Source organism: Roseateles sp. GW821-FHT09B06 (assembly GCF_059418245.1).
Genome location: NZ_JBWKPM010000011.1, coordinates 67567 through 93940, shown reverse-complemented (window position 1 = coordinate 93940; position 26374 = coordinate 67567). Strand labels below are relative to the sequence as shown.

Annotated in this window: 30 protein-coding genes; 6 read left to right on the top strand and 24 right to left on the bottom strand. The window is 69.2% G+C overall.

Annotated elements, in window-relative coordinates; genetic code table 11:
- Positions 1-523: 523 nt before the first annotated feature.
- Together AC07OQ_RS12025 and AC07OQ_RS12020 are read right to left on the bottom strand one after the other, a co-directional pair.
- The gene (locus tag AC07OQ_RS12025) at positions 524-763 is read right to left on the bottom strand and encodes a tautomerase family protein (RefSeq protein ID WP_495053365.1); all 240 of its coding nucleotides are present in this window, start codon (positions 761-763) and stop codon (positions 524-526) included.
- 25 nt (positions 764-788) lie between these two features.
- Complete coding sequence (locus AC07OQ_RS12020; RefSeq protein ID WP_495053364.1) at positions 789-1502, bottom strand: SDR family NAD(P)-dependent oxidoreductase; 714 nt, start codon at positions 1500-1502, stop codon at positions 789-791.
- A 208-nt stretch (positions 1503-1710) separates the two neighbouring features.
- Here AC07OQ_RS12020 and AC07OQ_RS12015 point away from each other — a divergent pair, with 208 nt between their 5' ends.
- Positions 1711-2367, top strand: a complete 657-nt coding sequence (locus AC07OQ_RS12015; RefSeq protein WP_495053363.1) for a DsbA family protein — start codon at positions 1711-1713, stop codon at positions 2365-2367.
- Here AC07OQ_RS12015 and AC07OQ_RS12010 read toward each other — a convergent pair.
- The 7 genes from AC07OQ_RS12010 to AC07OQ_RS11980 all read right to left on the bottom strand — a co-directional run bounded on the left by AC07OQ_RS12010 (position 2364) and on the right by AC07OQ_RS11980 (position 7886).
- Complete coding sequence (locus AC07OQ_RS12010) at positions 2364-3302, bottom strand: LysR family transcriptional regulator (RefSeq protein ID WP_495053362.1); 939 nt, start codon at positions 3300-3302, stop codon at positions 2364-2366. The two genes, AC07OQ_RS12015 and AC07OQ_RS12010, sit on opposite strands and share 4 nt — an antisense overlap.
- Positions 3303-3762: 460 nt before the next feature.
- Entirely contained in the window at positions 3763-4587 is an 825-nt protein-coding gene (locus AC07OQ_RS12005) for an oxidoreductase (protein WP_495053361.1), read from the bottom strand.
- A gap of 17 nt (positions 4588-4604) precedes the next feature.
- The gene (locus tag AC07OQ_RS12000; protein ID WP_495053360.1) at positions 4605-5027 is read right to left on the bottom strand and encodes an organic hydroperoxide resistance protein; all 423 of its coding nucleotides are present in this window, start codon (positions 5025-5027) and stop codon (positions 4605-4607) included.
- Between the two features lie 172 nt (positions 5028-5199).
- Positions 5200-6198, bottom strand: a complete 999-nt coding sequence (locus tag AC07OQ_RS11995) for a hypothetical protein (RefSeq protein WP_495053359.1) — start codon at positions 6196-6198, stop codon at positions 5200-5202.
- Positions 6199-6225: 27 nt separating this feature from the next.
- Entirely contained in the window at positions 6226-6639 is a 414-nt protein-coding gene (locus AC07OQ_RS11990; RefSeq protein WP_495053358.1) for a hypothetical protein, read from the bottom strand.
- The gene (locus AC07OQ_RS11985) at positions 6588-7178 is read right to left on the bottom strand and encodes a hypothetical protein (RefSeq protein WP_495053357.1); all 591 of its coding nucleotides are present in this window, start codon (positions 7176-7178) and stop codon (positions 6588-6590) included. Before AC07OQ_RS11985 ends, AC07OQ_RS11990 begins: the two co-directional genes overlap by 52 nt.
- A gap of 117 nt (positions 7179-7295) precedes the next feature.
- A complete protein-coding gene (locus tag AC07OQ_RS11980) occupies positions 7296-7886 on the bottom strand; it encodes a TetR/AcrR family transcriptional regulator (RefSeq protein WP_495053356.1) in 591 nt (196 codons plus the stop codon).
- Between the two features lie 94 nt (positions 7887-7980).
- Here AC07OQ_RS11980 and AC07OQ_RS11975 point away from each other — a divergent pair, with 94 nt between their 5' ends.
- The 3 genes from AC07OQ_RS11975 to AC07OQ_RS11965 all read left to right on the top strand — a co-directional run bounded on the left by AC07OQ_RS11975 (position 7981) and on the right by AC07OQ_RS11965 (position 10429).
- Positions 7981-8448 carry a nuclear transport factor 2 family protein gene (locus AC07OQ_RS11975; RefSeq protein ID WP_495053355.1) on the top strand — a complete coding sequence of 156 codons (468 nt, stop codon included), beginning with the start codon at positions 7981-7983 and terminating at the stop codon, positions 8446-8448.
- A 126-nt stretch (positions 8449-8574) separates the two neighbouring features.
- Positions 8575-9009, top strand: a complete 435-nt coding sequence (locus AC07OQ_RS11970; RefSeq protein ID WP_495053354.1) for a hypothetical protein — start codon at positions 8575-8577, stop codon at positions 9007-9009.
- A 55-nt stretch (positions 9010-9064) separates the two neighbouring features.
- Positions 9065-10429, top strand: coding sequence for a patatin-like phospholipase family protein (locus tag AC07OQ_RS11965; RefSeq protein WP_495053353.1), 1365 nt, complete (start codon positions 9065-9067; stop codon positions 10427-10429).
- A 15-nt stretch (positions 10430-10444) separates the two neighbouring features.
- On the opposite strand, the gene AC07OQ_RS11960 is transcribed toward AC07OQ_RS11965, so the two are convergent.
- The 8 genes from AC07OQ_RS11960 to AC07OQ_RS11925 form a co-directional block, all read right to left on the bottom strand.
- Positions 10445-11431 carry an ATP-dependent 6-phosphofructokinase gene (locus AC07OQ_RS11960; protein ID WP_495053352.1) on the bottom strand — a complete coding sequence of 329 codons (987 nt, stop codon included), beginning with the start codon at positions 11429-11431 and terminating at the stop codon, positions 10445-10447.
- Positions 11432-11484: 53 nt separating this feature from the next.
- Positions 11485-12210, bottom strand: coding sequence for a sulfur oxidation c-type cytochrome SoxA (soxA, locus tag AC07OQ_RS11955; RefSeq protein WP_495053351.1), 726 nt, complete (start codon positions 12208-12210; stop codon positions 11485-11487).
- 20 nt (positions 12211-12230) lie between these two features.
- Complete coding sequence (gene soxZ, locus AC07OQ_RS11950; RefSeq protein WP_495053350.1) at positions 12231-12551, bottom strand: thiosulfate oxidation carrier complex protein SoxZ; 321 nt, start codon at positions 12549-12551, stop codon at positions 12231-12233.
- A 1-nt stretch (position 12552) separates the two neighbouring features.
- Entirely contained in the window at positions 12553-13005 is a 453-nt protein-coding gene (locus tag AC07OQ_RS11945) for a SoxY-related AACIE arm protein (RefSeq protein WP_495053349.1), read from the bottom strand.
- Positions 13002-13376 carry a sulfur oxidation c-type cytochrome SoxX gene (soxX, locus tag AC07OQ_RS11940; RefSeq protein ID WP_495053348.1) on the bottom strand — a complete coding sequence of 125 codons (375 nt, stop codon included), beginning with the start codon at positions 13374-13376 and terminating at the stop codon, positions 13002-13004. The genes AC07OQ_RS11945 and soxX overlap by 4 nt, the downstream gene beginning before the upstream one ends.
- A 7-nt stretch (positions 13377-13383) precedes the next feature.
- The gene (locus AC07OQ_RS11935; protein WP_495053347.1) at positions 13384-15567 is read right to left on the bottom strand and encodes a xanthine dehydrogenase family protein molybdopterin-binding subunit; all 2184 of its coding nucleotides are present in this window, start codon (positions 15565-15567) and stop codon (positions 13384-13386) included.
- Positions 15564-16070: a (2Fe-2S)-binding protein gene (locus AC07OQ_RS11930; RefSeq protein WP_495053346.1), complete on the bottom strand. Its 507-nt coding sequence runs from the start codon at positions 16068-16070 to the stop codon at positions 15564-15566. Before AC07OQ_RS11930 ends, AC07OQ_RS11935 begins: the two co-directional genes overlap by 4 nt.
- A gap of 185 nt (positions 16071-16255) precedes the next feature.
- On the bottom strand, positions 16256-16948 hold the full coding sequence (locus AC07OQ_RS11925) for a glutathione binding-like protein (protein WP_495053345.1): 693 nt from the start codon (positions 16946-16948) through the stop codon (positions 16256-16258).
- A gap of 40 nt (positions 16949-16988) precedes the next feature.
- Between AC07OQ_RS11925 and AC07OQ_RS11920 the strand changes: the two genes are divergently transcribed.
- Positions 16989-17714 carry a hypothetical protein gene (locus AC07OQ_RS11920; RefSeq protein ID WP_495053344.1) on the top strand — a complete coding sequence of 242 codons (726 nt, stop codon included), beginning with the start codon at positions 16989-16991 and terminating at the stop codon, positions 17712-17714.
- A gap of 72 nt (positions 17715-17786) precedes the next feature.
- Here AC07OQ_RS11920 and AC07OQ_RS11915 read toward each other — a convergent pair whose 3' ends face one another.
- Together AC07OQ_RS11915 and AC07OQ_RS11910 are read right to left on the bottom strand one after the other, a co-directional pair.
- Positions 17787-18866 (bottom strand): phosphotransferase, encoded by a 1080-nt coding sequence (locus AC07OQ_RS11915; RefSeq protein WP_495053343.1) that lies wholly within the window; start codon positions 18864-18866, stop codon positions 17787-17789.
- A 46-nt stretch (positions 18867-18912) separates the two neighbouring features.
- The gene (locus AC07OQ_RS11910) at positions 18913-19617 is read right to left on the bottom strand and encodes a Crp/Fnr family transcriptional regulator (protein WP_495053342.1); all 705 of its coding nucleotides are present in this window, start codon (positions 19615-19617) and stop codon (positions 18913-18915) included.
- A gap of 197 nt (positions 19618-19814) precedes the next feature.
- Between AC07OQ_RS11910 and AC07OQ_RS11905 the strand changes: the two genes are divergently transcribed.
- Positions 19815-21656, top strand: a complete 1842-nt coding sequence (locus AC07OQ_RS11905; protein WP_495053341.1) for a type IV pilus assembly protein FimV — start codon at positions 19815-19817, stop codon at positions 21654-21656.
- Here AC07OQ_RS11905 and AC07OQ_RS11900 read toward each other — a convergent pair.
- The 5 genes from AC07OQ_RS11900 to lptF are packed head-to-tail and all read right to left on the bottom strand — an operon-like array spanning position 21643 to position 26348.
- The gene (locus AC07OQ_RS11900) at positions 21643-22794 is read right to left on the bottom strand and encodes a pyridoxal phosphate-dependent aminotransferase (protein WP_495053340.1); all 1152 of its coding nucleotides are present in this window, start codon (positions 22792-22794) and stop codon (positions 21643-21645) included. The genes AC07OQ_RS11905 and AC07OQ_RS11900 overlap by 14 nt on opposite strands.
- Before the next feature lie 19 nt (positions 22795-22813).
- Positions 22814-23758 carry a CysB family HTH-type transcriptional regulator gene (locus AC07OQ_RS11895; protein WP_495053339.1) on the bottom strand — a complete coding sequence of 315 codons (945 nt, stop codon included), beginning with the start codon at positions 23756-23758 and terminating at the stop codon, positions 22814-22816.
- Positions 23755-24129: a sirohydrochlorin chelatase gene (locus AC07OQ_RS11890; RefSeq protein ID WP_495053338.1), complete on the bottom strand. Its 375-nt coding sequence runs from the start codon at positions 24127-24129 to the stop codon at positions 23755-23757. The genes AC07OQ_RS11895 and AC07OQ_RS11890 overlap by 4 nt, the downstream gene beginning before the upstream one ends.
- A 12-nt stretch (positions 24130-24141) precedes the next feature.
- Positions 24142-25245 carry an LPS export ABC transporter permease LptG gene (gene lptG, locus AC07OQ_RS11885; RefSeq protein WP_495053337.1) on the bottom strand — a complete coding sequence of 368 codons (1104 nt, stop codon included), beginning with the start codon at positions 25243-25245 and terminating at the stop codon, positions 24142-24144.
- Positions 25242-26348: an LPS export ABC transporter permease LptF gene (lptF, locus tag AC07OQ_RS11880; protein WP_495053336.1), complete on the bottom strand. Its 1107-nt coding sequence runs from the start codon at positions 26346-26348 to the stop codon at positions 25242-25244. Before lptF ends, lptG begins: the two co-directional genes overlap by 4 nt.
- Positions 26349-26374 lie beyond the last annotated feature (26 nt).

The following is a 26374-nucleotide window of genomic DNA, read 5'->3' as shown; positions in this document are numbered from 1 at the left end:
CGCTTCCCACAAGGGCGAGCGGGCCGCGGGTGTTGGGCCTGGCGGCGGCAAAGGAGAGGGCGGGGCCGCATGACGCGGGTTCGCGGCTGGGGCGATCGCCGGCCGCTTCGCCGCCTCGCGCTTGAGGGGGGGAGGCCGACGCCGAGGCCGGCGTCGAGCAGCGCCAGGCGTATCGACTCGGAGGTGTAGCCCTCGGCGCGCAAACGGCGGATCTGGCCGGCGTACCGTGGCGCTTTGCGGTCGACACGACCGGGCGGCCGCATGGGGATGAGCTGCATGACCGGGGCCTGGAGCCTCGCAGGCAGCGAGTCTCCGGCCTCAAGGGGGCCTGGTCCGCGATGAATCCGCTCAAGGAATCATCGATCGACGAGCGCTGCGCCTACCCGCGGTCCGGACGCGGTCCGGACGCGGTCCGGATGGGCGGCCGATCACCGACTGCTGCGGGCGCGGCGCCAGCACGTGGATGCCAAGGCAGCGCGAAGGGCCCGTGGGGCCTCTAGCGCTGCCTTGGCGTTCGCCGCGACTACTTCGACTTCTCCGCAGCTCGCAACTTGCGATACTCCAGCGCCGGCAGTCCACCCCACCCCCAGTTGTCGGTGGGGACCTCCTCGATGATCACGAAGGTGCTTTCGACGGGCTTGTTCAGCACGTCGCGCAGCAGTTCGCTCGCACCCTTGATGAGAGCGGCCTTCTCCTCGGCCGTCACGGAATCGGCACCGGGCCGAGTGCCTTCGCGCGTGACCTGGATGGTAACGATGGGCATGGTGGGCTCCTTCTGGCGTGCTTGATCAGTGACCGGCGCTCTGGCCGCCGTCGACATGCAGCACTTCGCCGGTCACGAAACCCGCAGATTCCAGGAACATCACGGCATCGACGACCTCATCGGTCTCGCCCATGCGGCCCATCGGGTGCAGGCCCGCGAGGGCGGCATGCGTCGATTCCGGATGCATGGGCGTCTTGATGACGCCCGGGGCCACCGTGTTGAAGCGGATGCCGCGCTTGGCGTACTCGATCGCGAGCGAGCGGGTCGCCGCGTCGATGCCGCCCTTGGTCAGCGAGGCCAGCACGGAAGGCACGTTCGAGTTGGCGTGGCGCAGCAGGCTGGTCGTGATGCTCACCACATGTCCTGCGCCGGTCTTGAGCATCGCCTCGACCGCTGCCTGCGTGATGCTGAAGAAGCCGGTCAGGTTGGTGGCGACCTTCGCGGCGTAGTCTTCCTGGGTGTACTCCGTGAAGGGCTTGGCGATGAAGATGCCGGCGTTGTTCACCAGCGCATCGATACGGCCGAACTTCTTCAGGCCTTCGGCCACCACGCGCCTGGCGGTCTCGGGCGAGCCGATGTCGCCGGCCACGGCCAGCACGCCCGGGTCGTCCGAGGGCTTGATGGAACGCGAGGTGGCCACGACGTTGTAGCCGCGTGCACGGTAGGCCTTCACGAGGGCCTCGCCGATGCCCTGGGATGCGCCGGTGATGACGGCGACTTTCTGCTGATTGCTGCTCATGATGTCCGATTCTTTCTTCGCCGTTGGGAGTGGCGACATGCTCTTCGGTCGTCCTTGACCGTGGAGCGAAATCTAGGTGCTGGCCTCCGACCTTTGAAGGGCCACGATGTAATGACTGAACTGCCGTGCCGGTGCTTCAATGCCCGCGGCTCGCTGCCTAACATCTCGCCGGCCCCTCAATTCCTTCTTCCCCTTTGGAGCATTCGATATGCAACTCATCTATGTCGGCGACCCGATGTGCTCATGGTGCTACGGCTTTGGCAAGGAACTCTCCTCGGTGCTCGACGCCGATCCGGACCTGTCGCTGCAGATCGTGGTCGGCGGCCTGCGCGCCGGCGGCACCGAGCTGCTCGACGAAGCGGCCAAACAGTTCCGCCTGACGCATTGGGCGCGCGTGGAAGCGCTCAGCGGTCTGCCCTTCAATCGCGACGCGCTGATGGCGCGCCAGGGCTTCATCTACGACACCGAGCCCATCTGTCGCGCGGTGGTGGCCGCGCGCAGGCTGGCGCCGGAGGCGCCGTTGCTGGACATCTTCCGCGCGCTGCAGCGTGCCTTCTATGTCGACGGCCTGGACACCACCGATCCAACGACGCTGGTCCGCGTGACCGCCGATGCGCTCACCGCCGCCGGCCACGCCACGACCGAGGCCGCGGTGATGCAGCAGTACCAGGATCCCGCGACGATCGCCGAGGCGCGCGAAGACTTCCGCAAGGCGCGCCGCTGGGGCGTCAACAGCTTCCCGGCACTGCTGGCGGCTGTCGACGGCGAGCTCTACCAAGTGGCGCCGGGCTATCGCAGCGCCGACGAGCTGCGCGCCAGCATTGCCGACCTGCGCGCGGCCATCACCAGCAAGGCCGACGCTTAGGCAGCCGCTGCGCGCTTGTCGCCGGCGGACAGCTCCTCGGTGAGGAAGTCGATGAGCGAGCGCACGCGCAAGGCGGTGTGCTCGCGATCGGGATAGATCAGCGAGAACGGCCGCGAGCGCCCGCCCGTCTCGGGCAGCAATTCGTGCAGGCGGCCTTGCGCCAGGTCGTCCTGCACGATGTAGCGGTAGGTCTGGAGCAGCCCGGCTCCCAGGCGCGCCAGCGTCACCATCGCCAGGTAGTCGTCGCCGCAGCGGTAGCCGGGCGAGGGCGTGTGGAGCTCCACGTCCTTGCCGTCGCGCTTGAAGAGCCAGGGGATGAACTGCCCGGTGCTGGGCAGCACGAACTGCAGGCACTCGTGACGCGCCAGCTCGTCCAGCGATTTCGGCATGCCCGCCCGCGCCAGGTAGGACGGCGCAGCCACCAGCACGAGCTCGGCGTCCTCGAGCCTGCGCGCGATCAGCGTCGAGTCCGGCGGCGCGCGGCCGCGGATGGCGAGGTCGAAGTCGTCAACCGTGAAATCGATGTTGCGGTTGCTCAGGTGGATCTCGATCTGCACCTGCGGATAGCGCGCACGGAAGCGCGGCAGCAGCGGCAGCACGCGATAGTGCCCGTAGGGCGAGGCGACGCTGAGGCGCACCAGGCCGCTGGGCGCCTGCTGCTCGCCGGTGAGCTGGCTCTCCGCGCTGCGCATGAGGTTCAGCGCCTTGCGGCAATGCTCGAAGTAGGTGCGCCCGCCTTCGGTCAGGTGGATGCGGCGCGTCGTGCGCACGAAGAGCCGCACGCCGAGCCGGTCTTCCAGCCTTGCGATCGAGCGGCTGACGGCCGCCGGGTTGAGCCCCGCGGCCTGCGCGGCCGCGGTGAAGCTCTGCTGCTCGGCGGCCAGGCAGAACAGTTCGAGGCTGCTGATCATCACGTCTTCGAGACGGCGTCCCATGGTGCTTGTTCTTTGCTCGAATGAAGAAGCGCCAGTCTACGACCGCGAGCTCGAGATCGCAGCCACGCACGAAGGCCAGCACGCTCCTCTCGAGCGCCTGCAGTTCAGCTCAGCCCGGTTCCGGCTGTGCGATCTCCGCCTTGCCGGGCAAGCCCCGCCAGGCCTTGCGAGGCCGGTTCACCGAGTGCGGTGATGGCATCTGCACCTTGACCGGCGAAGGCTCCACGTCGCCAGACCAAACCGCGCCGCCCAACTCAAGGCTTCTCCGCCACGTCGACCTGCCGGCGGCGGTGCAAGCTTCGCTCCAAGGACCCACCGATGGGCGAGCCGGTGCCAAACGCGGGCCTCAGGCCAGCATTTCCATGGACTTCATCACCGATGGAGATGGCGGCCATGGATACCGAATCAGCTTGCGCGGCTGCAATCGCGGCCCGCGGCGATGGGCAGGGTCATGGAATAGTCAGCCCGCGGCATAGTCGGTGGAACGCGATACGCCGTCCCATTCGTGCCTCTCCTGGCTTCGCTCCGCCAGGGCCTTGTCGAGCAACGTCAGCGCGTCATCGCCCAGCACCAAGTGGCGCGGCGGGTTGTCCGCCGTGACCAGCTTGAGCAGCGCCTGCGCCCCAAGTGCGGGGTCACCCAACTGCCGGCCATGCGCCTGCTGTCGGCGCGTGCGGATCGGATCGAACACCGCGTCGTAGTCAGGGATCGAGCGCGGTGCTCGCACCATCGAGCGCCCCGCCCAGTCGGTTCGGAACGGCCCCGGGGCGACCGCGGTCACGCGGATGCCAAGGCCACCGACTTCCTTGTCCAGCGCCTCGGAGATGCCTTCCAGCGCGAATTTGCTGCCCGAGTAGTACGTGACGCCGGCCAAGCCTACAAGCCCGGCCATCGAGGTGATGTTGATGATGCGACCGAAGTGCCGCTCGCGCATGCCCGGCAGCACCGCCCTCGCCATCGCCACGGCGCCGAACACGTTGACGTTGAACTGTCGTTGCAGATCGGCCATGGTGGATTCTTCCAGCGTGCCTTCGTGTCCGTAGCCGGCGTTGTTGACCAGCACGTCGATGGGACCGAGACCGGGCACACGCGCAGCCACGTCGTCGAAGTGCGTCACGTCGAGCACGACGGCCCTGGCGCGTTGTGTGTGCAGCGCAGCGAAGGAGGCCGCATCGGCGGGGGCGCGCACGGTACCCGTCACGAAATGACCGGCGGCCAGGGCGGCTTCGCCCAGCGCACGGCTCAGGCCCGTGCTGACGCCGGTGATGAGGAAACGCAAGGCCATGTGATGTCTCCTCAAACTCAGACGAGTTGAATCGCGACGTCGATGTTTCCGCGCGTTGCCTTTGAGTAGATGCAGGTCTGATGCGTGGCATCGATCAGCGCCTGCGCGGTGTCCCGATCAAGGCCCGGCAGGCTGACGTTCATGCGCACGCGGATAAAGTAGGAGCCCTCGTCGTTGAGCAGGTCGACCTGCGCGTTGATGAAGCGCTCGGCCGGCACGGCGATCTTCATCCTGCGCGCTTCGAGATCCATCGCGCTGATGAAGCATGCCGACCAACCTGCGGCGAAGAGCTGTTCCGGATTGGTGCCGGTAGCGTGCGAGCCGGGGCGTGACAGCTTGACATCCAAGCGCCCGTCGGTGCTTCGCGAGGCGCCGTCGCGGCCGCCCGTGGTATTCGTCTCGGCCGTATACAGGAGGACGGCTTGGTCGGAGGTGCTCATGATGGAATCCAATCTCGGTTGCCGGTGAAGGAATGGTGGGCTCATTGGCCCGAGCAACAAAGACGCTTGACGGAGATTTGCTTGTTCCGTGATGGAAGCAATCAAATTGCTCCATTCCCCTGAGCCGGCGGGCATTGAAGCCGCATTCGTAGGACGCATGCCCGTGCAGCTCCTACAGGGCGCCACGCTCATCCAGCACCTTGAGCATCAGCGCCGCGCCGCATTGCTTGGAGATGGCGGCGGGGTCGAAGCGCTTGTCGGCCACGAACTTGCCCGATTGATAGAGGTTGGAGAAGCTCCATAGATAGGGCGTGGGGATGCCGATGGGGCGGTAGCCGAAGCCGTTGTAGGCCTCCCAGAGATAGAGCATGCGCGGCAGGTCCCAGTCGCTCACCTGGTCCAGCTTCTTGAGTTGCAGCGCATCGCGCGCGCTCTCGATCCAGGTGAAGGGAGGCGAGCCCTCCAGCGGTCGGCCCTTGGGCACCTGCACCGTGCGCCGTGTCAGCGGGTCGCCGTTGTGCAGATGGGTGCCGAAATTGAAGCCACATTCCATGCCGTGGATCACGCCGATGAAGGCCCAGGGGATGCCCAGGTCGCCGCCCAGCTGGGCATAGCTGGGCTTGAACTTCACGAGGCGCGAAATGTAGAACTCCACATTGCCGGCAAATTCCGGGCGCAGCCGGCAGCGTGCGAAGAGGTCGGCGTACTCCTCGCGCAGTTCGTCGAAGCTGCGACTGTTGCGCGGTGCCGGGATATCGCCGCCCGCGGAGGCTGGTGCGGGCTCGGTGGCGGCGGCGGTGGTGGGGGACGCGGTTCGCGCGGCTCGCGCTGTGCGCGCGGCCGGCGCCGGAGCCGGCGGCAGACGCTCCGAGCCCTGCATGCGGCCCAGCCGGCCCTGCAGGCGGCCGATCACCGCTTGCATATCGGCCAGAAAATTGTCGAAAGGGCCCAGGCGGGCCGAGGCCACCACCCGCTCCAACTCGTCGCTGGCGCGCGCAACGACCCCGGCGGCTTCCAGCAGCGAGGCCTGGTTCAGGTCCTGCATGAAGCCGGCCAGCCGCGCGAGCGCGGCATCGATGCCGGCCTGCTCTTCGGCATCGGCGGTGCTGGCGCGCCGGCGCACCAGCACGTTCATGGCGGCGACCAGGTCGCCTCGGCTTTCGGTGATCATCGGGCACTCCTTGGTGGGTGATGGTGTTCAGCGTGCGGGCGCGGTGCCGGCGCGCAAGGCGGCCAGGCCGCGCCGCACCGCCTCCGCATCGGTGCGCAACTCGGCCGTGCGCGCCACCAGCACCGCGAGGCGGCCTTGATCGGGGCTGCGCGCCGCCACGACGGTGCTGTCCCAGGCCACCTGCAGCCGCTCCAGCAGCACGACGTATTGCGAGACGGCCGCGCGCCGCGCCTCCACCTGGGCGACGATGTCGGCCGACATGCTGCCCTGGGCCGCCGCGGGCTGCAGCAGGCGCGCCGCCGCCGCCTCGATCAAGGTGCCGAAGACCGCCGGGGCCGACTCGCGCAGCGCCGCAATCAGCGCCGTGACGCGCGGTGTGCCCTCCAGGATCAGGCGCCGCGCTTCCTCGGCATTGGCCTGGCGCGCCGCATGCTCGAGCAAGGGGCGCAGCGCCGTGAGAGCCGGCGCAATGGCCAGCGCTGCCCCGCCGGCCAGCGCAAGCAGGCCGCCGATGTCCTGCCCCAGCGCCTCCACCTGGCCCAAGGCCTGCTCCAGATTGCGTCCCTCGGCCAGGATGGACAGCACTCGGCATAACGCTCGACCACGCGCAGCCCGCCGCGCAGCTGCGCGGTGGCCGGCGGGTCGCCCAGCTCGGCGAAGTAGGCGGCATCCGGCAGGCAGAAGCCGTTGATGATGCCGCTCTTGCCGTCCAGCGCCAGCTGCCATGGCAGCTTGGCCGGCGGACATGCGGCGGCGCCCTGATCGCTCAGGCCCTGCGCGCGCCGTACGGCCACGGCCTTGCCCTGCGCGCGCTCGGCCAGGGCCAGATCGTCCAGCAGCGGCTGGCCCACGGTGTTGACCGCGTTGAAGGCCTGGGAGAAGTAGCGGATCTGGTCGACCGGCGCGCTCGTGCTGGCGCAGCCTCCGATCATCAGCAGCGCCAGGGTCGCGACGCCGATCGCTTGGGGGCGGACTTTCATGGACGGCTCCCGCCTGTTGGGGACTGGAGTGTGGTCCCGCGAGTCGGGGCCGCCATCCCGCGGGCTGGGGAAACCGTGGGGCGGTACGGGCGGTACGGGGCGCCCGTGCGGGCGCAGCTAGTCGGCGGTCTGCAGCGCTGCCGCGGCCAGCTGTCGCAGCGTACTCAGGGCCGCGGCGGCGCCGCCATCCAGTTGCGCACGCACGATGGCACCGTCCATGGCCATGGCCAGCGCATCGGCCCGGGCCTGCTGCCGCGGGCCGGCCGGCAGCATGGCGACGATGGCGGCGCGCATCGCCTGCTTGTGTGCCTGGGCCAGCCGCCGCACCTCGGGTTCGGTGCCGCCCAGCTCCACCACGCCGTTGATGAAGGCGCAGCCGCGGTAGCCCGCGTCGCCCAGCCATTCCGCCACGGCCTCGGTCAGGATGTCGCCCGCCGCGCGACCGGGCTGGGCATGGCGCGCCAGCGCGGCCTGGAACCATTCGATCCAAACCCGGTGGCGCAATTCCAGATAGGCCAACACCAGGGCCTGCTTGCTGGCGAAGTGTCGGTAGAAGGTCAGCTTGGCCACGCCCGACTCGGCGATCACGCGGTCGATGCCGGTGGCGCGTATGCCCTCGCGGTAGAAGAGTTCGTGGGCGGTCAGCAGGATGCGCTCGCGAGCCGGGCGCTCCATCAGGTCGGCGGGGGTGGGGAAGAGGAAGAGCATGGGGTCATTGTAGACAGACTTGTCTACATGAACTAGAGTGCCGTGCATAGACAGATCTGTCTACGTACTGGTCATACCCTGAAAGGACTTCTCCATGGACATCCGCCCGCCGCTGCCGCCCTTCACGCTCGAATCCGCCGTCCAGAAGGTGCGTCTGGCCGAAGACGGCTGGAACTCGCGCGATCCGGCGCGCGTGGTGCTGGCCTACAGCGAGGACACGCGCTGGCGCAACCGTGCCGAGTTCCTGCAGGGCCGCGCGGCCGCCCAGGCCCTGCTGGAACGCAAGTGGGCGCGCGAGCTGGACTACCGGCTGATCAAGGAGGTCTGGGCCTGGGGCGGTCCCCGCATCGCGGTGCGCTTCGTCTATGAGTGGCACGACGACTCGGGTCACTGGTTCCGCAGCCATGGCAACGAGAACTGGGAGTTCAATGCGCAGGGGCTGATGACGCACCGCCACGCCAGCATCAATGATGTGCCGATCCGCGAGGCCGACCGCCAATTCCATTGGCCGCTGGGGCGCCGCCCGGACCCGCATCCGGGGCTTAGCGAACTGGGACTTTGAAGACCGCCGCCGCCCGATCATTCATATTTTTGAAGCGCTGCATTGCGAGCGCACGGGTTTTTCATCGCCGGGCTTGCCTCTAAATTTCAGCCATCGAGCAGAGAAACACATCAGCAAGGGCAGACCATGAAGACCTGGAGCATTGCAAAGACCTTGATCGGCATCGCGGCGCTGGCGGCTTCGCTGTCGGTGGCTGCGCAGACGGGTCAGCCCGACTGCCCGACGGCCCAGGCCGAAGCGGCGCTGGCGGCCCGCCATGCCACCCATGTGCCGCGCGAGATCGGCATCGAGCAGGCGGCGCGCTTCGGTCTGGTCCTGCCTTGCGCCAAGACCACGGGCAGCGAGGTCGAGCAGCAGGCCCAGCGCCGCCAGATGGTGGCCGAGCTGGAGGGCGAGCTGGCACGGGCGCGGGCCAACGGCAGCCGCGGTGGCTTCCGCCCCGAGCTCTACGGCCTGGCCTTGCCGAGCCGACAGCAGGCGCGCATCGTGCGTGTGGCGGCCACGCCGGCTTCCTACGATGCCTTGAACGCCCGCCCGGCGCGCCTGGAATCCGGCGGCTGAATCCGGCTCGAGGCGGCGCCCGGCGCCGTTAGACTCGGAGCCCGGAGGATGGGCGATGGGTCTGAGAGCGGCGGCATCAGGAACGTTATCGGCGGCGGGGTGGCTGGCTCGGCGAGCGGGCAAGAACCTGCTGCTGGCCGCATCCCTGGCGGGCTGCTCGCAAACCCATTACTTCGTCAACCAACCCCTGGCGGCCGAACCCGGCGCCTTTGCCTATACGGCCAGCCGGCTGGCGTCCGAGGACAACAGCGACAGCCTGCTGCTGATCGCCACGGTTTCCGGCGGTGGCTATCGGGCCGCGGCGCTGGGCCTGGGCGTGCTGGACGCGTTGCGCCAGACCCCGGTGCATTGGGATGGCCGCGATACCACGATGCTGGCCGAGCTGGACGTGCTGAGCGGCGTGTCCGGCGGCGGGCTGCTGGCGGCCTACTATGGGCTGAACCGCGATGCCACCTTCGAGCGTTTCGAGTCCGAGGTGCTGCGCCACGACCTGCAGTCGGCCTTCGTCGGGCGCGCGCTGACGCCGCGCGGCATCTGGCGCCAGAGCTCCAGCCATTTCGGTCGCGGCGACATCCTGGCCGAGGTGCTGGACGAAGGCATCTTCCACGGCAAGACCTTTGCCGACCTGACGCGGCGTCGGCCGGTGGTGACCCTGCACGCCACCGACATGCAGCTGGGCGGGCGCTTCGAGTTCACGCAGGACCAGTTCGACCAGATCTGTTCCGACCTGAATGCCTTTCCGATCAGCCGCGCGGTGGCCGCGACGATGGCGGCGCCGCTGGTGTTCTCGCCGGTGACCCTGTGGAACCACCAGGAGCGATGCCCGGTGGTGATCGCCGAGGATGAGAGTTGGCCGGCCCATGGGCGCTACCTGCATCTGCTGGACGGCGGCCTGGCCGACAACACGGGGGTGCAGACCACGCTGGAGGCGGTGTCGGCGCGCGGCAGCATCGTCGAGACGGTGCGCCAGGCCGGCCTGCGCGGCGTGCGCAAGGCGGTCTTCATCATCGTTAACGCCCAGGTGCAGCAGCGCTTCCAGGAGGACGCGCTGTCCAACACGCCGGGGCTGATCCGCCAGTTCCGCTCGCTGATCGACATCCCGATCGACCGCTACAGCGCCGGCAGCATCAATACGCTGAAGAGCGAGGTGCTGCGCTGGCGCGCCCAGCTCTATTTCGCGGCCGATGCCCAGCTGGCCGGCACCTTCGAGCGCGATGCCGATTTCTACGTGATCGAGATCAGCCTGGTGGCGCCTCCACAGGGCGTCAAGCGCCCGCCGCTGAACGAGGCCAGCACCTCGCTGCGCATCGACCCCGAGGACGCCAGGGCGCTGCAGCGCTATGCGCGCGAGGCGCTGGCGGCCAGCCCGGAGTGGCGGCGCCTGATGCAGGATCTGCGCGGCGAGCCGGCCGGGCGCTGACGCGGGGCAGCGGGCCTACCGAGCCAGGGTCTGCGCCAGGGCCAGCAGCGCCGGGTCCGGCGCCTTGGTGCGGCCCGCCACTTCGGCCAGCGGCGTGCGCGCCGGCCGGCCGGCGATCATGCCCACCAGCACGCCGTGCACGCCTTCGGCCAGGCAGTCCACCGCCGCGGCGCCGAGCCGCGTGGCCAGCAGCCGGTCCACGGCGCCCGGCGCCCCGCCGCGCTGCACATGACCGAGCTGGCAGACGCGCAGCTCGTAGCCCAGATTGGCATGCTGCTGCTCGAAATGGCGTGCCAGCGCCGCGGCATCCAGCGGCGCGCCCTCGGCGACGATCACGATGGCGTGGCTCTTGCCGCGCGCATAGGCGTCCTGCACGCCGGCGGCGATCGCTTCGGGCGCCAGCGGCGCCTCGGGCGTGACGATCAGCTCGGCCCCGCTGCCGATGCCCACCTGCAGCGCCAGGTAGCCGCAGTCGCGCCCCATCACCTCGACCAGGAACACGCGGCCCTGCGAGGAGGCCGTGGTGCGCAGCCGGTCCACCGATTCCAGCGCCACGTCGACGGCGGTGGTGCAGCCTATCGTCAGGTCGGAACCGAGCAGGTCGTTGTCGATGGTGGAGGCCACGCCCACCACTGCCAGCCCGCGCTGCGACAGGGTCCAGGCACCGGTCTGCGAACCGTTGCCGCCGATCACCACCAGCCGATCGATGCTGCGGCTGCGCAGTTGCGCCAGCGCCTCGTGCTGGCCGGCCGGGGTTTTCAGCGCCGGGCAGCGTGCGCTGCCCAGCAGGGTGCCGCCGCGTTCGATGATGCCGCCCACATCGCGCGGGCCCAGCCGCGCGATGTCGCCTGCGATCAGGCCGCTGAAGCCATGTCGCACCCCGAAGACCTCGAAGCCGCGCGCGGCGCCCACGCGGACCACGGCGCGCAGCGCGGCATTCATGCCGGGGGCGTCGCCACCGCTGGTCAGCACCGCCAGCCGTGCCGGACTCACCTGATCCATAAAGTCTCCTGGTCGATCTCCGGCCTCCACTGTAGCGGTGCGGCCGCGCCGCTTCAGGGACGCACCGCCGGCGTCTCCATCGGCAGGCCGGCGCCGCGCTGTGTCAGGTAGAGCTCCAGGTCCAGCAGCTCCCGGGCCTCCCAGGCATAAGGCTCGGCGCGCACCCCCGTCATGCAGCCGCGCAGGCGCCGCTGCAGCGAGCCCAGACCCTGCCATTCCAGCCGGTACAGCGGATAGCCATTGACATGGCCCGGCGGGATCAGGCTGCCGGCCAGGCGCCGGCCGGCGTTCGCGTCATGGCATTGGGCGCAGGCGAGATTCAACTGGCCGATGCGGGTGTTGTAGAGCAGGCGGCCGCGTTCGCGTCCCGGCCCCAGTCTCGGGTCGTCCGGCGGGTTCAGGGGCAGGCCGCGCGACTGCAGGCCGAGGAGGGCCGTCAGACTCAGCAGCTCCTCGCTCTCGGGCGCCAGCGGTGGCTGCTTCAGATGGCGGGCCCGGCAGGCATTGACGCGCTGGGCCAGGTTCAGCGCCGTGCCGGTCCGCGCATCGAAGGCCGGGTAGCGTGCGGCGACGCCGCGCATGCTGTGCTCGGCCTTGCCGTGGCAGGCCGCGCAGTCGCGCTGCCAGGCCTGGGCGCCGCCCTGCACCCAGAGCATGGCCGGGTTCTGGCCGTCGTCGCGCTGCATGGCCTGCAGGGCGGGACTCATCAGCTCGAAGCCGGAGCCGGCCCGGGCTGGGGGCGCCAGCAGGATCAGCAATGCCGGCAGCCAGGCCCTCATGCAACGCCCCATGTGACGCCTCATGTGACGGTGATGCTCGCGGTCTCGGTCTGTTCGAAGCCCCCGTCACCCTGCCATGTGAAGCTCAAGCTGCCGCTCTCGCTGGCGCGCAGCTGGAAGGCCAGATAGGGGTTGGCGGCGATGGCGGGAAAGAGTTCGGCCGCGAACACCAGCTCGCCGTTGAAGCGGCATTCGAAGCGGCGCAGGATATTGCGCGGCAGCAGCGTGCCGTCGCCGTCGCGGCGGTAGCCGGTTTCCATCGGGTGTGCGATCAGGGTGCGGATCTCGACCAGGCTGCCGCGCGGCGCGCTGGCCGGCATCGTGATCAGCGCGCGGGCCATCTCAGCCGCCCTCCACGCAGGCGGCGAGGGTGACGACCACATCGACGCTGTGGGTCCACACCGAGCCATCGCTGAGCCGCGCCAGCGCCACCAGCTGCTGGCTGGTGGCCAGGCGGATGCGCGTGGCCACCAGCGCCTGGCCGGCGTGAGGCCCGAGCCGGTAGCGCGCCACCTCGCATTGCGGGTTCAGCTCGGTATAGAGCGCGATTTCCCGGACATGCTGCTCGCGCGTCATCGGGCTGTCGACCGTGACGGTCAGCGGCACGGCATTGCCGTTCTCGACCAGGGGCGCGATCTCGATCGCGATGCGGCCGCGCTGCGGCGTGGTGCCGGCCGCGAAGGCCTGGATCGCCGCCTGCAGCTCGGCGCGCGTGGCCGCGGCCGGGCGCAGCCACAGCGCCAAGCCGGCGGCCAGCAGGGTGCGGCGGGGCAGGGCGCTGCCGGCTTGACTCATTGCAGGGTTTGCAGATAGGCCACGACATCCTCGATCTGCTGCGCGTCGAGGATGGGCCTGCCCTGCCAGGCGCGGCCGACGCGGCTCAGGCCATCGCGGCGGCCATAGGCCGGCATGATGGAGCCGGGCCGGCCGTCGGCCAGGCGCGCGCGCAACTCGGCCGCGCTCCAGCGCGCGCCGGCGCCGGCCAGGTCGGGTGCCAGATCGCCCTGGAAGCGCTCCTCGGCGATGGGCGCCTGGTGGCACAGCAGGCACAGGCCCTGCTGGCGGTCGGCGACGATGGCGCGGCCGCGCTGCGCATCCCCCGCCGGGGCGGGCCGTCCCGGTGCCTGGTTCAGCATCAGCAGCATCAAGGCCAGCCCCCGCCACATCGCTCGGTCAAGCGGCGAGCTGGTTCTTCAGCGGCAGCTCGCGGATGCGCTTGCCGGTGGCCGCGAAGATCGCATTCAGCACCGCCGGCGCCGCCACCGCGATGGTCGGCTCGCCCACGCCGCCCCAGAAGCCGCCCGAGGGCATCACGATGGTCTCGACCTTGGGCATATGCTCCATCTTCAGCACCGGGTAGGTGTGGAAGTTGTCCTGCTCCATGCGGCCGTCCTTCAAGGTGCATTCGCCCCACAGCGCGGCGGAGAGGCCGTAGACGAAGCTGCCCTCGACCTGGGCCTCGATCTGCTGCGGATTGACCGCATGGCCGCAGTCGGTGGCGGCGACGATGCGGTGGATCTTCAGCTGGCCCTTCGTGACCGAGACCTCGGCGCAGGCCGCCACATAGCTGCCGAAGCCCATGATCTGGGCCAGGCCGCGATGGTGCCCCTTCGGCGCGGGCCTGCCCCAGCCGGCCTTTTCGGCCACCGCGTTCAGCACCGCCAGATGCTTGGGCGCGCCGGCCAGCAGCTCGCGGCGCAGGGCCAGCGGGTCCTTCTTCGTGGCATGGGCGATCTCGTCGAGGAAACATTCCATGTAGATCGCGTTCTGGTTCAGATTGACCCCGCGCCAGAAGCCGGGCGGCACCGGCGGGTTGCGCATCGCATGCTCGATCAGCACGGCCGGGAACCGGTAGCCCAGATGGCCCTCGGGACCATCCGGGTTCAGGCCCTGGAACACCACCGGATCGCGGCCGTCGCGGATGTTCTGCGGGAAGATGCCGGCGACGATGGACTGCCCGGAGATGCGCATGTGCAGGCCGGTGACCTGGCCCTGCGCGTCCAGGCCGGCCGTCAGCTTGCACTGCGTGACCGGGTGGTAGCGGCCGTGCAGCATGTCCTCCTCGCGCGACCAGATCAGCTTCACCGGCGTGCCGGGCAACTGCCTGGCGATGGCCACGGCCTGGCGCACCCAGTCGTGCACCGCGCCGCGCCGGCCGAAGCCGCCGCCCAGGTGCAGCTTGTAGACCTCGCATTGCGCCGGCGGCAGCCCGGCGGCCTCGGCCGCGGCGGCCAAGGCGCCTTCGCCGTTCTGCGTCGGGGTCCAGACCTCGCAGCGCTCGGGCGTCCCTGGCGCAGATGGCGTGATCTTGGCGGTAGCGTTCATGGTCTCCATCGTCGCGTGGTTCTGGAACGGGTAGCTGTAGACCGCCTCCAGCCTGCGCGCCGCGCCCGCGATGGCGGCCGGCGCATCGCCCTGCTTGTTGCCGGAGACGGCCTCCTTGGCGTCCAGGCCTTCCTTCAGGGTGGCCTGGATGTCGGCGCTGCCGAGCTTGGCATTCGGGCCCTCGTCCCAGACGATGGGCAGCAGATCCAGTGCGGTCTTGGCGCGCCACCAGGTGTCGGCCACCACCGCGACGGCGCTGTCGCCGACCTTCAGCACGGCCTTGACGCCGGGGCGCTTCAGCACCGCCGCTTCGTCATAGCTCTTGAGCTTGCCGCCGAATACCGGACAGTCTTTGATCGCCGCGTTCAGCATGCCGGGCAGCTTCAGGTCCATGCCGTAGACCTGGGCACCGGTCAGCTTGTCCTTGGTGTCCAGGCGCCGCAGCGGCTTGCCGGCCAGGGTCCAGGCACTGGCGTCCTTCAGCTTCACGTCGGCCGGCAGCGCCAGCCTGGCCGCGGCCTCGGCGAGCTGGCCGTAGCTGGCCGAGCGGCCGCTGGCCCGGTGGCTGACCAGGCTCCTGGCCGTCGTGCATTCGGCGGCCGGCACGCCCCAGCGCTCGGCCGCGGCCTGCACCAGCATCAGCCGCGCGGCCGCGCCGCCCTTGCGCACATAGTCGTGCGATTCGCGGATGCCCCTGCTGCCGCCAGTGGAAAAATTGCCCCAGACGCGCTGGCGTGCCAGGTTTTGCCCCGGGGTCGGGTATTCGGTCTGGACCTTGGCCCAATCGCATTCCAGTTCCTCGGCCACCAGCTGGGCCAGGCCGGTCAGCGAGCCCTGGCCCATCTCGGAGCGGGCGATGCGGATCACGACCGTGTCGTCCGGCTTGATCAGCACCCAGGCGTTGATCTCGGGGTGGCTGCTGCTCTGGGCCCGCGCGGTCTCGGGGATGTGGAAGCCCAGCATCAGGCCTCCACCGAGCGCGGCGCCGCTCTGCAGGAACTGGCGGCGGGTGGCTGCGGCTGCGCGGCTCATGCCTCACCTCCATCGACGATGCCGACAATGCTGATGGGGATGGCCGCACGCTTGGCGCCGCCGGCCACATGGTGGATCGCGGCGCGCACCCGGTTGTAGGTGCCGCAGCGGCAGATATTGCTGATCGCCGCGTCGATGTCGGCATCGCTCGGCTTGGGCTTGCTCTTCAGCAGCGCCGCGGCGGCCATGATCATGCCGCTCTGGCAGAAGCCGCATTGCGGCACGTCGAGCTGCGCCCAGGCCTGCTGCACCGGGTGGCTGCCATCGGGGCTCAGGCCCTCGATCGTGACGATCTTCTCCTTGGCGTCCAGCGTCGACACGGGGCGCACGCAGGAGCGTGTCGGCTGCCCGTCGATGTGGACCGTGCAGGCACCGCATTGCGCGATGCCGCAGCCGTACTTGCTGCCGGTCAGTCCGAGCTGTTCGCGCAGCACCCACAGGAGGGGCGTGTCGGGCTCGACCTCGATGCTGTGCAGCTTGCCGTTGACATGCAGTTGGGCCATGGATCACTCCTGCTTGAGCTGGCGTCGCCCGGCGGCGGGCCGGCGAAGAGTAGCAGGACCGGCGGGGCCTTGCCCAGTGCCTCAAACGAACGGAACTCCCCAGCGGACGCCGCGGATCCGGCTTTGCCGGCCTGCCGGTGGCGCCCCTCGAGGGGGCGCGCGCAGCGCGTAGGGGGGTGGGGGGCTCAGTGCCGCTTGTATTGGGTGGCCCCGAACAGCATCTCGCGCGCCTGGTCGGTCACCAGCGGCTTGCGCTGCTGGCTCAGGGTCTCGACGCCGCGCTGCACCGCCGGCCGCGCGGCGATCTCGTCGAACCAGCCCTTCAGGTGCGGATAGTCCGACAGCTCGACGCCCTGGTTCTTCCAGGAGCGCAGCCAGGGGAAGGTGGCGATGTCGGCGATCGAGAACTCGGACCCGCCCAGGTATTTGCTGACGGCCAGGCGACTGTTGATCACGCCGTAGAGGCGCAGGGCTTCGTTGGTGTAGCGCTTGATCGCATAGTCGATCTTCTCGGGCGCGTAGATGCGGAAGTGATGGGCCTGGCCCAGCATCGGACCGACGCCGCCCATCTGGAACATCAGCCATTGCAGCACTTCGTACTTGCCGGTCGTGTCCTTGGGCAACAGGCGCCCGGTCTTGCTCGCCAGGTAGAGCAGAATGGCGCCCGATTCGAACAGCGAGATCGGCCTGCCTTCCGGACCCTCGGGGTCGATGATGGCGGGAATCTTGTTGTTGGGGCTGATGGACAGGAAATGCGGCTCGAACTGTGCCCCCGCACCAATGTCCACGGGGATCACCTTATACGGGAGGTCACATTCTTCCAACATGATGTGAACCTTGTGCCCATTCGGTGTGGGCCATGAATAGACTTCGATCATTGTTCTTTCTCCAGACTGCGCCGACTCATTGTGCTAGCTCATGTTAATTAAGCAAGTCAAACGCTGGTTTGTGGCCCGCGCCAATGCCGCGCGTTGGCGCACCGTGGCCGACTGGGCCGAGCAGCGCGGTGGTGCTTTCCGGCAGAACCGCGATGCCAGCGGTTTTCAGATCGAGCAGGCCAAGGCGACGCCGGGCTCGTTGCGCATCGAGTGGGCGCCCTCGCAGCGCAGCTATATCGAAGGCCACGAGCTGCGCATGCGCTGCGAGCTGGGCCTGCATACCGACCTGCAGATGATGGTGCTGGCGCGCTCCCTGATGGAGCGGCTGGAGAAGGCGGTGTTCGAGGCCTACACCGACACGCTGAAGACCCGCGTCGACACCGATACGCCGGAAGAGATGCGCTGGCTGGTGATGTTCGCCAAGCTGAAGAACTATCCGCACAAACTGCTCAAGGAGCGCTTCGGCGTGCTGGGCGTGAACCAGGAGGTGGCGGCCGTCTGGCTGGAGGGGTCCCTGAGCGAACAGCTGGTGCAGGCCGGTCAGGAACTGCTGCAGCCCGAGCGGCCCTTCGTGCTGATGGCGCTGCGCGGCAATGTGTACCTGCGCGTGGCGATGGCCGAGCCCACGCTGGGCGAGATCCAGGGCCTGGTGAAGCTGCTCGAGATCGCCTGCCGCGAGGCCCAGCGCGTCAATGCGCGGCTGGTCGACGGCGGCCCCTGGCCGACCACCACCTCGGTGGCCTGGCAGAGCCAGCCGGCCGGCTGATCGGTCCATCCCCTGGGCGCTGCGCCCGGCCCCCGGGTTTGGCCGGGGATGCAGGGCCTGCCCGCCGCGCTCTCAGTTCCGGGCCTTTTGGGCGAAGGCCCAGCCCAGTTCGGCCATCGGCCGCGCGCCGGCACCGGCCTCGCGGGCCCGTTCGCTGGAGGCCGTGCCGGCCTCCACCCGCTTGGCGATGCCCTGCAGGATCGCGGCGATGCGGAACAGGTTGTAGGCCAGGTAGAAGTTCCAGTCCTGCATCACCGCGGCCACATCGGCCCGGCCGCTGCGCTCGCAATACTGCCGCACATAGCTCAGTTCGTCCGGGATGCCCAGGGCGGCCAGGTCCTTGCCGCCCAGGCCGCGCGCCGCGCCCGAGGTCTGGATATGCCAGGACATGCAGTGGTAGCTGAAGTCGGCCAGCGGATGACCGAGGGTCGAGAGCTCCCAGTCCAGCACGGCCAGCACGCGCGGTTCGGTGGGGTGGAACATCAGGTTGTCGAGGCGGTAGTCGCCGTGCACGATGGCGACTTCGGATGCATCGAGGGCCGAGGCCGGGATATGCTGCGGCAGCCATTCGATCAGCCGGTCCATGGCCTCGATGGGCTGGGTCGCCGATGCGATGTACTGCTTGCTCCAGCGGCCGATCTGGCGCTCGAAATAGTTGCCGGGCTTGCCATAGTCGGCCAGACCGATGGTCTTGAAGTCGACGCGGTGCAGGGCCGCGATCACGCGGTTCATCTCGTCGTAGAGGGCGCCGCGCTCGGCGGGGCTCATGCCGGGCAGGCTCTGGTCCCACAGCACGCGGCCTTCGACGCATTCCATGATGTAGAAGGCGCGGCCGATCACCGATTCGTCCTCGCACAGGGCCAGCATGCGCGGCACCGGCACGTCCGAGCCGGCCAGCGCCTGCATCACCTTGAACTCGCGCTCGATCGCATGGGCCGAGGGCAGCAGCTTGGCTTGCGGGCCCGGCTTGCTGCGCATCACATAGCGGGCGCCGGGGGTGATCAGCTTGTAGGTCGGGTTCGATTGCCCGCCCTTGAACTGCTCGACCGTCAGCGGGCCGGCAAAACCTGGCACCGCGCCGGCCAGCCAGGCGGACAGGGCCTTGTCGTCGAGCGACTGCGAGAGGGCGCGGGTTCCGGTGAAGTCTTCCATGGGTCTCCTTGGTTTTTGTGGATCAGGCGGCCCATGGCGCGCCGCGCTAGCGGCCGGCGATGGCCATCAGCTTTTCCTTGCTCAGCACCACCAGGCGGGTGGGCTCGACGCGCACCGCGCCGTCGCGCTCGAAGCCCTTGAGCTCCTGGTTGACGCGCTGGCGCGAGGCGCCCAGCATCTGCGCCAAGTCTTCCTGCGCCAGTTGCAGGCCGATGCGGATCTCCTCGCCCTGCGGCACGCCGTAGGAGCGCGCCAGCAGCAGGATCTGCTTGGCCAGGCGCGCCGCCAGCGGGCGGGTGTTGAGGTCCTCGACGACGTCGAACATCAGGCGCAGACGCCGGCAATTCAGGCGCAGCAGCGCCTCGTAGAGTTCGGAGTGGCGCGCCAGCAGCTCCTTGAAATCGGGCTTGCGCACCACCAGCAGGGTGGTCTCGCCATGGGCCGTGGCATCGTGGGTGCGCGGCAGGCCGTCGAACAGCGAGATGTCGCCGAACCAGGTGCCGGGCTCCACATAGGTCAAGGTGATCTGCTTGCCCGAGAGAGAGACCGAACTGACCCGCACCGCGCCCTTGGCCACGCCGATCCATTCCTCCGCGGGCTCGCCGCGGCAGGACATCAGGGCTCCGTCGTTCAGGCGGCGGACAAAGGCGCGCGAAAGAATGTCGCTGCGCAAGGGCAGAGACAGTTTGGAGAACCACGACCCCGACTCGATATTGCTGCGTTCGGGGATTGTAAGAACCGTGCTATTCATGCTTAGTCGCTGACGTGACAGCAGGCGGCTGCCGGGCCCAGCCATTGTCCACGAGTCGGCTTGAGGGGGCGGCAATGTATGAACTAGGAGACAACCCGGGCCGCCGACCACCTATTTGGGGCCTGCACCCGCTGCCGGCAGCGCGGCGCCCCATGCTAGAGTGCCTGCAAACAAACAGGCGAGGCCGGCATTTGCAGATGCCCCGATCCCCACTAGCACTCAAGACCCTGATCGCCAGCATGGCGCTGGGCGCCAGCCTGCCCGGGGCGCATGCCATCGGCCTGGGGCGCGCGCAGACGCAGTCGGCGCTGGGGCAAGCGCTGAACTTCATAGTCCCGGTGCGGCTCGCGGCCGGCGAGACGCTGGGAACCGCTTGTGCACAGGCCGAGGTGCTGGCCGGCGATGCGCGCCTGCCGCAGAACCAGGTGCTGGTGCAGTTGGAAGGCGAGGGCGAGGCCTCGGTACGCGCACTGCGGGTGCGCAGCCTGGTGCAGGTGGACGAGCCCCTGGTGACGGTCAGCCTGAGCCTGGGCTGTCCGGTGCGTCTGATGCGCCAGTTCACCGTCTTCATGGATCCGCCGGGCAGCACCGAGCCTTCGGCGGTCGCCGAGACGCCGCAACTGCCCGATCATTCGCCGGCCCTGCGTGCCGCGCTCGGCACCGTCGATGCCAGGCCGTCGGTCCTGCAGGCCCCGCCGGTGCCCGCTGCGGCGGCGGCGCGCCTCGACACCGAGACCGCCAAGACGCCACCGCGCAAGCCCCCGGTGCGCAAGCGTCGTCCGGTGGCGGCGCCGGCCCCGGCGATCCAGGCCGAGGCAGGCGCGCCGCGCCTGCGGCTGGAACCCGCGGAGGCCTTGGCGGCGAGCCCGCCGGCCGTCGATCCACAGGCCCAGCAGCGCATGGGCGAGCTGGAGCAAAGCCTGCAGGCCATGCAGACCCAGCAGCGGGCCACGGAGGCGCGCCTGGCCGCCCTGCAGGTCGAGCTGGCGCAGGCCAGGCTGGCTGCTGCACAGCCCTCGAACCTGCTCAGCTATGCCCTGGGGCTGCTCAGCCTGCTGCTGGCCCTGGGCTGCCTCTGGCTGTGGCGCGCGCGCGAACAGGATCGCAGGCGCCAGGCGGCGGTCTGGTGGGATGAGGAGAAGGCCACGGCGCAGAGACCCTTGCCCAAGGCGGAGGTCGACGCGGAAGCGCGCATGGCGCAGCCCTCGGCGGCCATGCCGCTTTCCGAGCCGGAACTGGGCCCCGAAACGCACCCCATGGCCGATGCCGCGTGGGCCGGCCTGGCGCCGCATATGCCGGCCGCTGCCGAACCCGCGTTCGAGACGCCCGGGACGGCCATCGAGCCGGAGCCGATCAGTCTCCAGCTGCTGGACCCGATGCCGGGTCAGGTGCCGAATCAGGAGCCGACTCGGCCCAGGACTACGCAGCCCGCCATCGTGCGCGGCACCGTGGAGGAGCTGATCGATCTGGAGCAGCAGGTCGACTTTTTCCTGGTGCTGGGCCAGGAACAGGCGGCGCTCGAACTGCTGCAGGCGCATCTGGGCGGCGGCGCGTTGCCGTACCTGAAACTGATGGAGCTGCAGCAGCGCCGCGGCGAGCGGGCGGCCTACGAGGCGGAGGCCGCCGATTACGCGCAACGTTTCGGCGTGCCGGCACCGACCTGGGAGTCGGACTTCAAGGCGGGGCCGGGCTTGGAAGGGCAGGGCGAGGTGCTGGCCCGGCTGCAGCGGCGCTGGCATGACCGCGGTGCCGCGATGGCCTTGCTGCACGAGTTGCTGGTCGGTCCGGGCGGTGCCGGTCTGGGATTGCCGGCCAGCCGTGAGCTGCTGCTGCTCTATGCGGTGGCGCGCGACCTGTCCGAGCACGATGTGCGGGGCGAGGAGATCGATCTCTTTCTGCCGCTGGACTCGCCCTCGGCCAAGGCCTCGTCCGACATGATGGCGACCATGATGTGGCAGACGACGGCCGGCGGGCATGCCGGCGCGCCGCTGCAGGTGGACATTCCGCTGGACGACGTGCCGCAGTTCAAAGGCGGCTGAGCTTGTCCAGCGCGAGCCGCAGCGTCGCGTCCTTCTTGGCGAAGCAGAAGCGGATGATGGGCGCGTCGCTGCCGGCGGCATAGAAGGCCGACAGCGGGATGGCCGCGACGCCGATCTCGCGCGTCAGCCACTCGCAGAAGGCCGCATCGCCCTGGCTGCTGTAGGCGCTGTAGTCGACACACTGGAAGTAGCTGCCCTGCGAGGGCAGCAGCTTGAAGCGCGTGGCGGCCAGGCCGGCGCGGAACAGGTCGCGCTTGGCCTGGTAGAAGGCCGGCAGCTCCAGATAGGGGGTCGGATCGGCCATGAACGCGGCCAGGCCATGCTGCACCGGCGTGTTGACCGTGAATACATTGAACTGGTGCACCTTGCGGAACTCGGCCGTCAGCGCGGCGGGGGCGGCCACATAGCCGACCTTCCAGCCGGTGACGTGATAGGTCTTGCCGAAGCTGGAGACGATGAAGCTGCGCGCGGCCAGCTCCGGGAAGCGCGCCACACTCTGGTGCACCGCGGCATCGAACACCATGTGCTCGTAGACCTCGTCGCTGATCAGCAGCACCCCGGTGGGCGCCAGCAGCGCAGCGAGCGCGCGCATGTCGGCATCGCTCCAGACCGTAGCGCTGGGGTTGTGCGGGGTGTTGATGATGAGCGCGCGGGTGCGCGGGCTCAGGGCGGACCGGATGCGCTCGAAGTCGGGCCGGAAGCTGCCCGGTGTCAGCGGCACGCGCACCACGGTGCCGCCGCACAGCTCGATATTGGGCGCGTAGCTGTCGTAGCAGGGCTCCAGCACGATCACCTCGTCGCCCGGATGCACGATGGCCAGCAGGGCGGTGAAGATGGCCTGGGTGGCGCCGGCGGTGATGGTGATCTCGCTGCCGGGGTCGTAGCGGTGGCCGTAGAGCGTGGCGATCTTGGCGGCCACGGCCTCGCGCAGCGCCGGCACGCCGGGCATCGGCGGGTATTGATTGTGGCCGTCGCGCATGGCGTGGGCGACCGCGTTCACCAGGGCCGGATCGCAGTCGAAATCCGGAAAGCCCTGACCCAGGTTGACTGCGCCATGCGCGTGGGCCAGCGCCGACATGGTGCTGAAGATGGTGGTGCCGACTTGCGGCAGACGGCTGCTCGGGCTGGGGATCGACATGGGCAAATGAGCTCGGGTGTCAGAGGTCGTAGTCGCTGGCCTCGCCATTCATGGCGCGCTCCAGCAGAGGCTTGTTGAGGCGGCTGGAGAGCAACTCGGCGAAGGCGTAGACATAGTTGCGCAGATAGGCGCCGCGCTTGAAGGCGATGCGCGCCACGTTCTGGCCGAACAGATGGCCCAGCGGGCGCGCGACCAGGTCGCTGCCGGGCGGGTCCTCGCGCACCGCCATCTCGGCGACGATGCCCACGCCCATACCCAGCTTCACGTAGGTCTTGATGACGTCCGAGTCGATCGCCTCCAGCACGATCTTGGGTTGCAGATGGCGCGCGGCGAAGGCGCGGTCGATGCGGGTGCGGCCGGTGAAGCTGGGGTGGTAGGACACCAGCGGATGCTCGGCCAGCAGCTCCAGGCTGATGCGCTCCACGCCGGCCAGCGGATGGTCCCGGGGCACGACCAGCACATGCTGCCATTCGTAGCAGGGCAGGGTCACCAGCTCGGTGTGTTCGGACAGCGATTCGGTGGCCAGACCCACATCGGCGCTTTCGTCGATCAGCATGCGCGCCACCTGCTCGGGATTGCCCTGGTGCAGGCTGACATGCACCTGGGGGAACCGGCGGCGCAGTTGCGCCACCGGCTCGGGCAGCACATAGCGCGCCTGGGTGTGGGTGGTGGCGATCGACAGCGTGCCGATGTCCTGCTTGGAATATTCCTCGCCGATGCGCTTCAGGTTGCCGACCTCGCGCATGATGATCTCGATCGACTTCAGCACCTGCTGGCCCGGCTCGGTGATGCGGCGCAGGCGCTTGCCGTGGCGCGAGAAGATATCGACGCCCAGCTCCTCCTCCAGCTCCAGGATGGCCTTGGAGACGCCCGGCTGGGAGGTGAAGAGCGCCTTGGCGGTCTCGGTCAGGTTCAGGTTGCGGCGCGCCGCCTCCTGGACGAAGCGGAATTGGTGCAGGTTCATGCGTGGGGCTTCGAGAGGAAGTCGAGACTGGCGTCGGCCATGGCCCGCATCACCGCGTCCTGTTCGCCGATGGCGGGATGCAGCAGCCATTCCAGGCCATGGCGGGCGCGCAGGCTGTCGAGCAGCGGCGGCACATCGCGCCGCACATGGCCGCTGGCGCCGAGGAACATCGGCACGATGTGGATGCGGGTGCAGCCGGCCGCGACCAGCTGCGCGGCGGCGGTCTCGATGTCGGGCGCCATCAGCTCCAGGTAGGCCAAGGCCAGCGGCAGCCCGGGCCGGTCGGCGCGGATGCGCGCCGCGATGGCCTCGAAGGGCCGGGCCCAGGTGGGATCGCGGGCGCCATGGGCAAAGAGCAGCAGGCCTTCCATGTCCGCCGTCCTTCAGCGATAACGGACGAGCCAGCCGAAGGCGGCCAGCGAGATGGCGAGGTAGATCAGGCTGGGCGTGGCGGCCACGGCCCAGGGCGTCCAGCCCTTCAGCAGACCCAGATGGCCGGCCAGGTTGTTCAGCACCACGAAGCTGATGCCCAGCATGATGCCGCCGAACACCTTCAGGCTGATGCCACCGGCGCGCCCGTGCAGATAGGCGAAGGGCAGGGCCAGGGCCACCATCACGAGGCAGGCGAAGGGGTAGAAGGCCTTGCGCCAGAACTGGATGTCGTACTGCTGGGCCGACTGTTCCTGGGCCGAGAGATGGCGGGTGTAGTTGTAGAGCTCGGCGGTGGACATGTCCTTGGCCGGCAGCAGCGCGGCCGTGATCACGCCCACATTCAGGCCGCTGCGCCAGTCCAGCGTGGGCAGGCGCTGCTCGCTGACCTCGGGGGCCAGGCCGCCCATCCAGCGGGTGCGCAGCACCTCGCCAAAGCGCCACAGGCCGCCCGCGTCGACGCGGGCATGGGCCGCCTCGATGCGCGAGAGCAGGGCGCCCTGGGCGTCGAACTCGAACACCCGCACCCGTTCCAGCTCGCCGGGGGCGCGCACGCGGCCCACATGCACCGAATAGCTGCGTTCGGCGCCGTCCACCGTTTGTCGGTCCTTCAGCCAGGCGCCGCCATTGACGCGCGTGCGCTCGCCCATGAACAGGGCGCGTTGCGCCTCGCCATAGCGGTCGACCGCCGGGGCGACGTAGTCGCCGACCACGAAGGTCAGCGCCGCAAAGGCCAGGGCCAGGCTGGTCAGCAGGCTCAAGGCCCTGCCCGGGCCCAGGCCGGCGGTGCGCAGGATGGTGAATTCGCTGGACTGGGCCATGCGGGCCAGGGAATAAATGCTGCCGATCAGCACCGCGATCGGGAACAGCTCATAGAAATGCCCGGGGACTTCCAGCAGGGCCAGCCAGGCGGCCTTGCCGGCGCTCACGCCCTTGCGGCCCAGGTCGTCGAGATCGTCGACGAAGTCGATGAAATAGAACAACGACAGAAAGGCCAGGGCCACGAAGAGTACGGAGCCGATGAGATCGCGATAGAGCAGGCGACGGACCGTCTTCATGCAGTGGCCCCTGCGGCGGCGCGGCGCAGGCTCAGGCGGTTGCCCTGGTCGCGCAGCGCGATCAGCAGCAGCGCGACGGCCAGGGCGCTGCCATGCACCAGGGCCAGCGCGGCGCCCATGCTCAGGCGCCCGGCGGCGACCCAGGACTGGGACAGGTTGATCAGGTTGAAATACACGACGAAGCTCAGCAGGGCGAACAGCAGGCCCCAGTTGTTGGGGCGGCGTGGATTGGAGGCCGACATGCCCACGCCCAGCAGCACCATGTTGAAGGCGCCGAGGGCCAGGCCGACCCGCCAGGTCAGCTCGCCCAGATTGCGGGGCGTCGGGTTGAGCAGCAGATCGGCGCTGTCGGTGGCCTTGGGCGGCAGGGTTTCGGTGGCGCGCATCACCTGGGGGTCGACCAACAGGCGGTAGCTGTCGAAGCGGGCCAGGGTCTTGTTGCCGGTCTTGGCATCGATCTCGTTGCGCTGGCCTTTTTCAAGCACCAGCTGGCGGTCGCCCTCCTGCAGCTCGATATGGCCCTTGTGGGCGGTGGTGACGGCCTCGGTCTGGTCCTTGCTGGTCAGGATGAAGACATTGCGGCCGGTGCGGCCGCCGTCGCCGGCCTCGCTGTCGCGGTCGATGAAGAAGACGCGGCTGCCGTCGCGCGAGCTCTGGAACTGGCCCGGTGCGACGCGCGAGAGGTCGGAGCGCTTTTCGTAGCTGTCCTTCAGCTGGGTGCTGTTGCGGTTGCCCCAGGGCCAGACGAAAACCAGCAGCAGCACGATCACCAGCAGCACCGGCCAGGCGGTGTTCAGCACGGGGCGCACGAAGCGCGTCAGGCCCACGCCGCTGGCGAACCAGATCGTCATCTCGGACTCCCGGTACATGCGGCCCAGGGTGGCCACCACGGCGATGAACAGCGACAGGCTGAGTATGGTCGGCAGATGGCCGAGGGCCGTATAGCCCATCAGCAGCAGCACGTCCTGGGGTGCGACGCGCCCGCCGGCGGCCTGGCGCAGCGCGCCGATCAGCATCATGGTGAGCACGATGGTCAGGATGACCACCAGGGTCACACCGAAGCTGCGCGCCAACTCTTTGCGTACGGTGGAATCGAATAACATCCGGGCACTTTATCTTTTCCCCGATA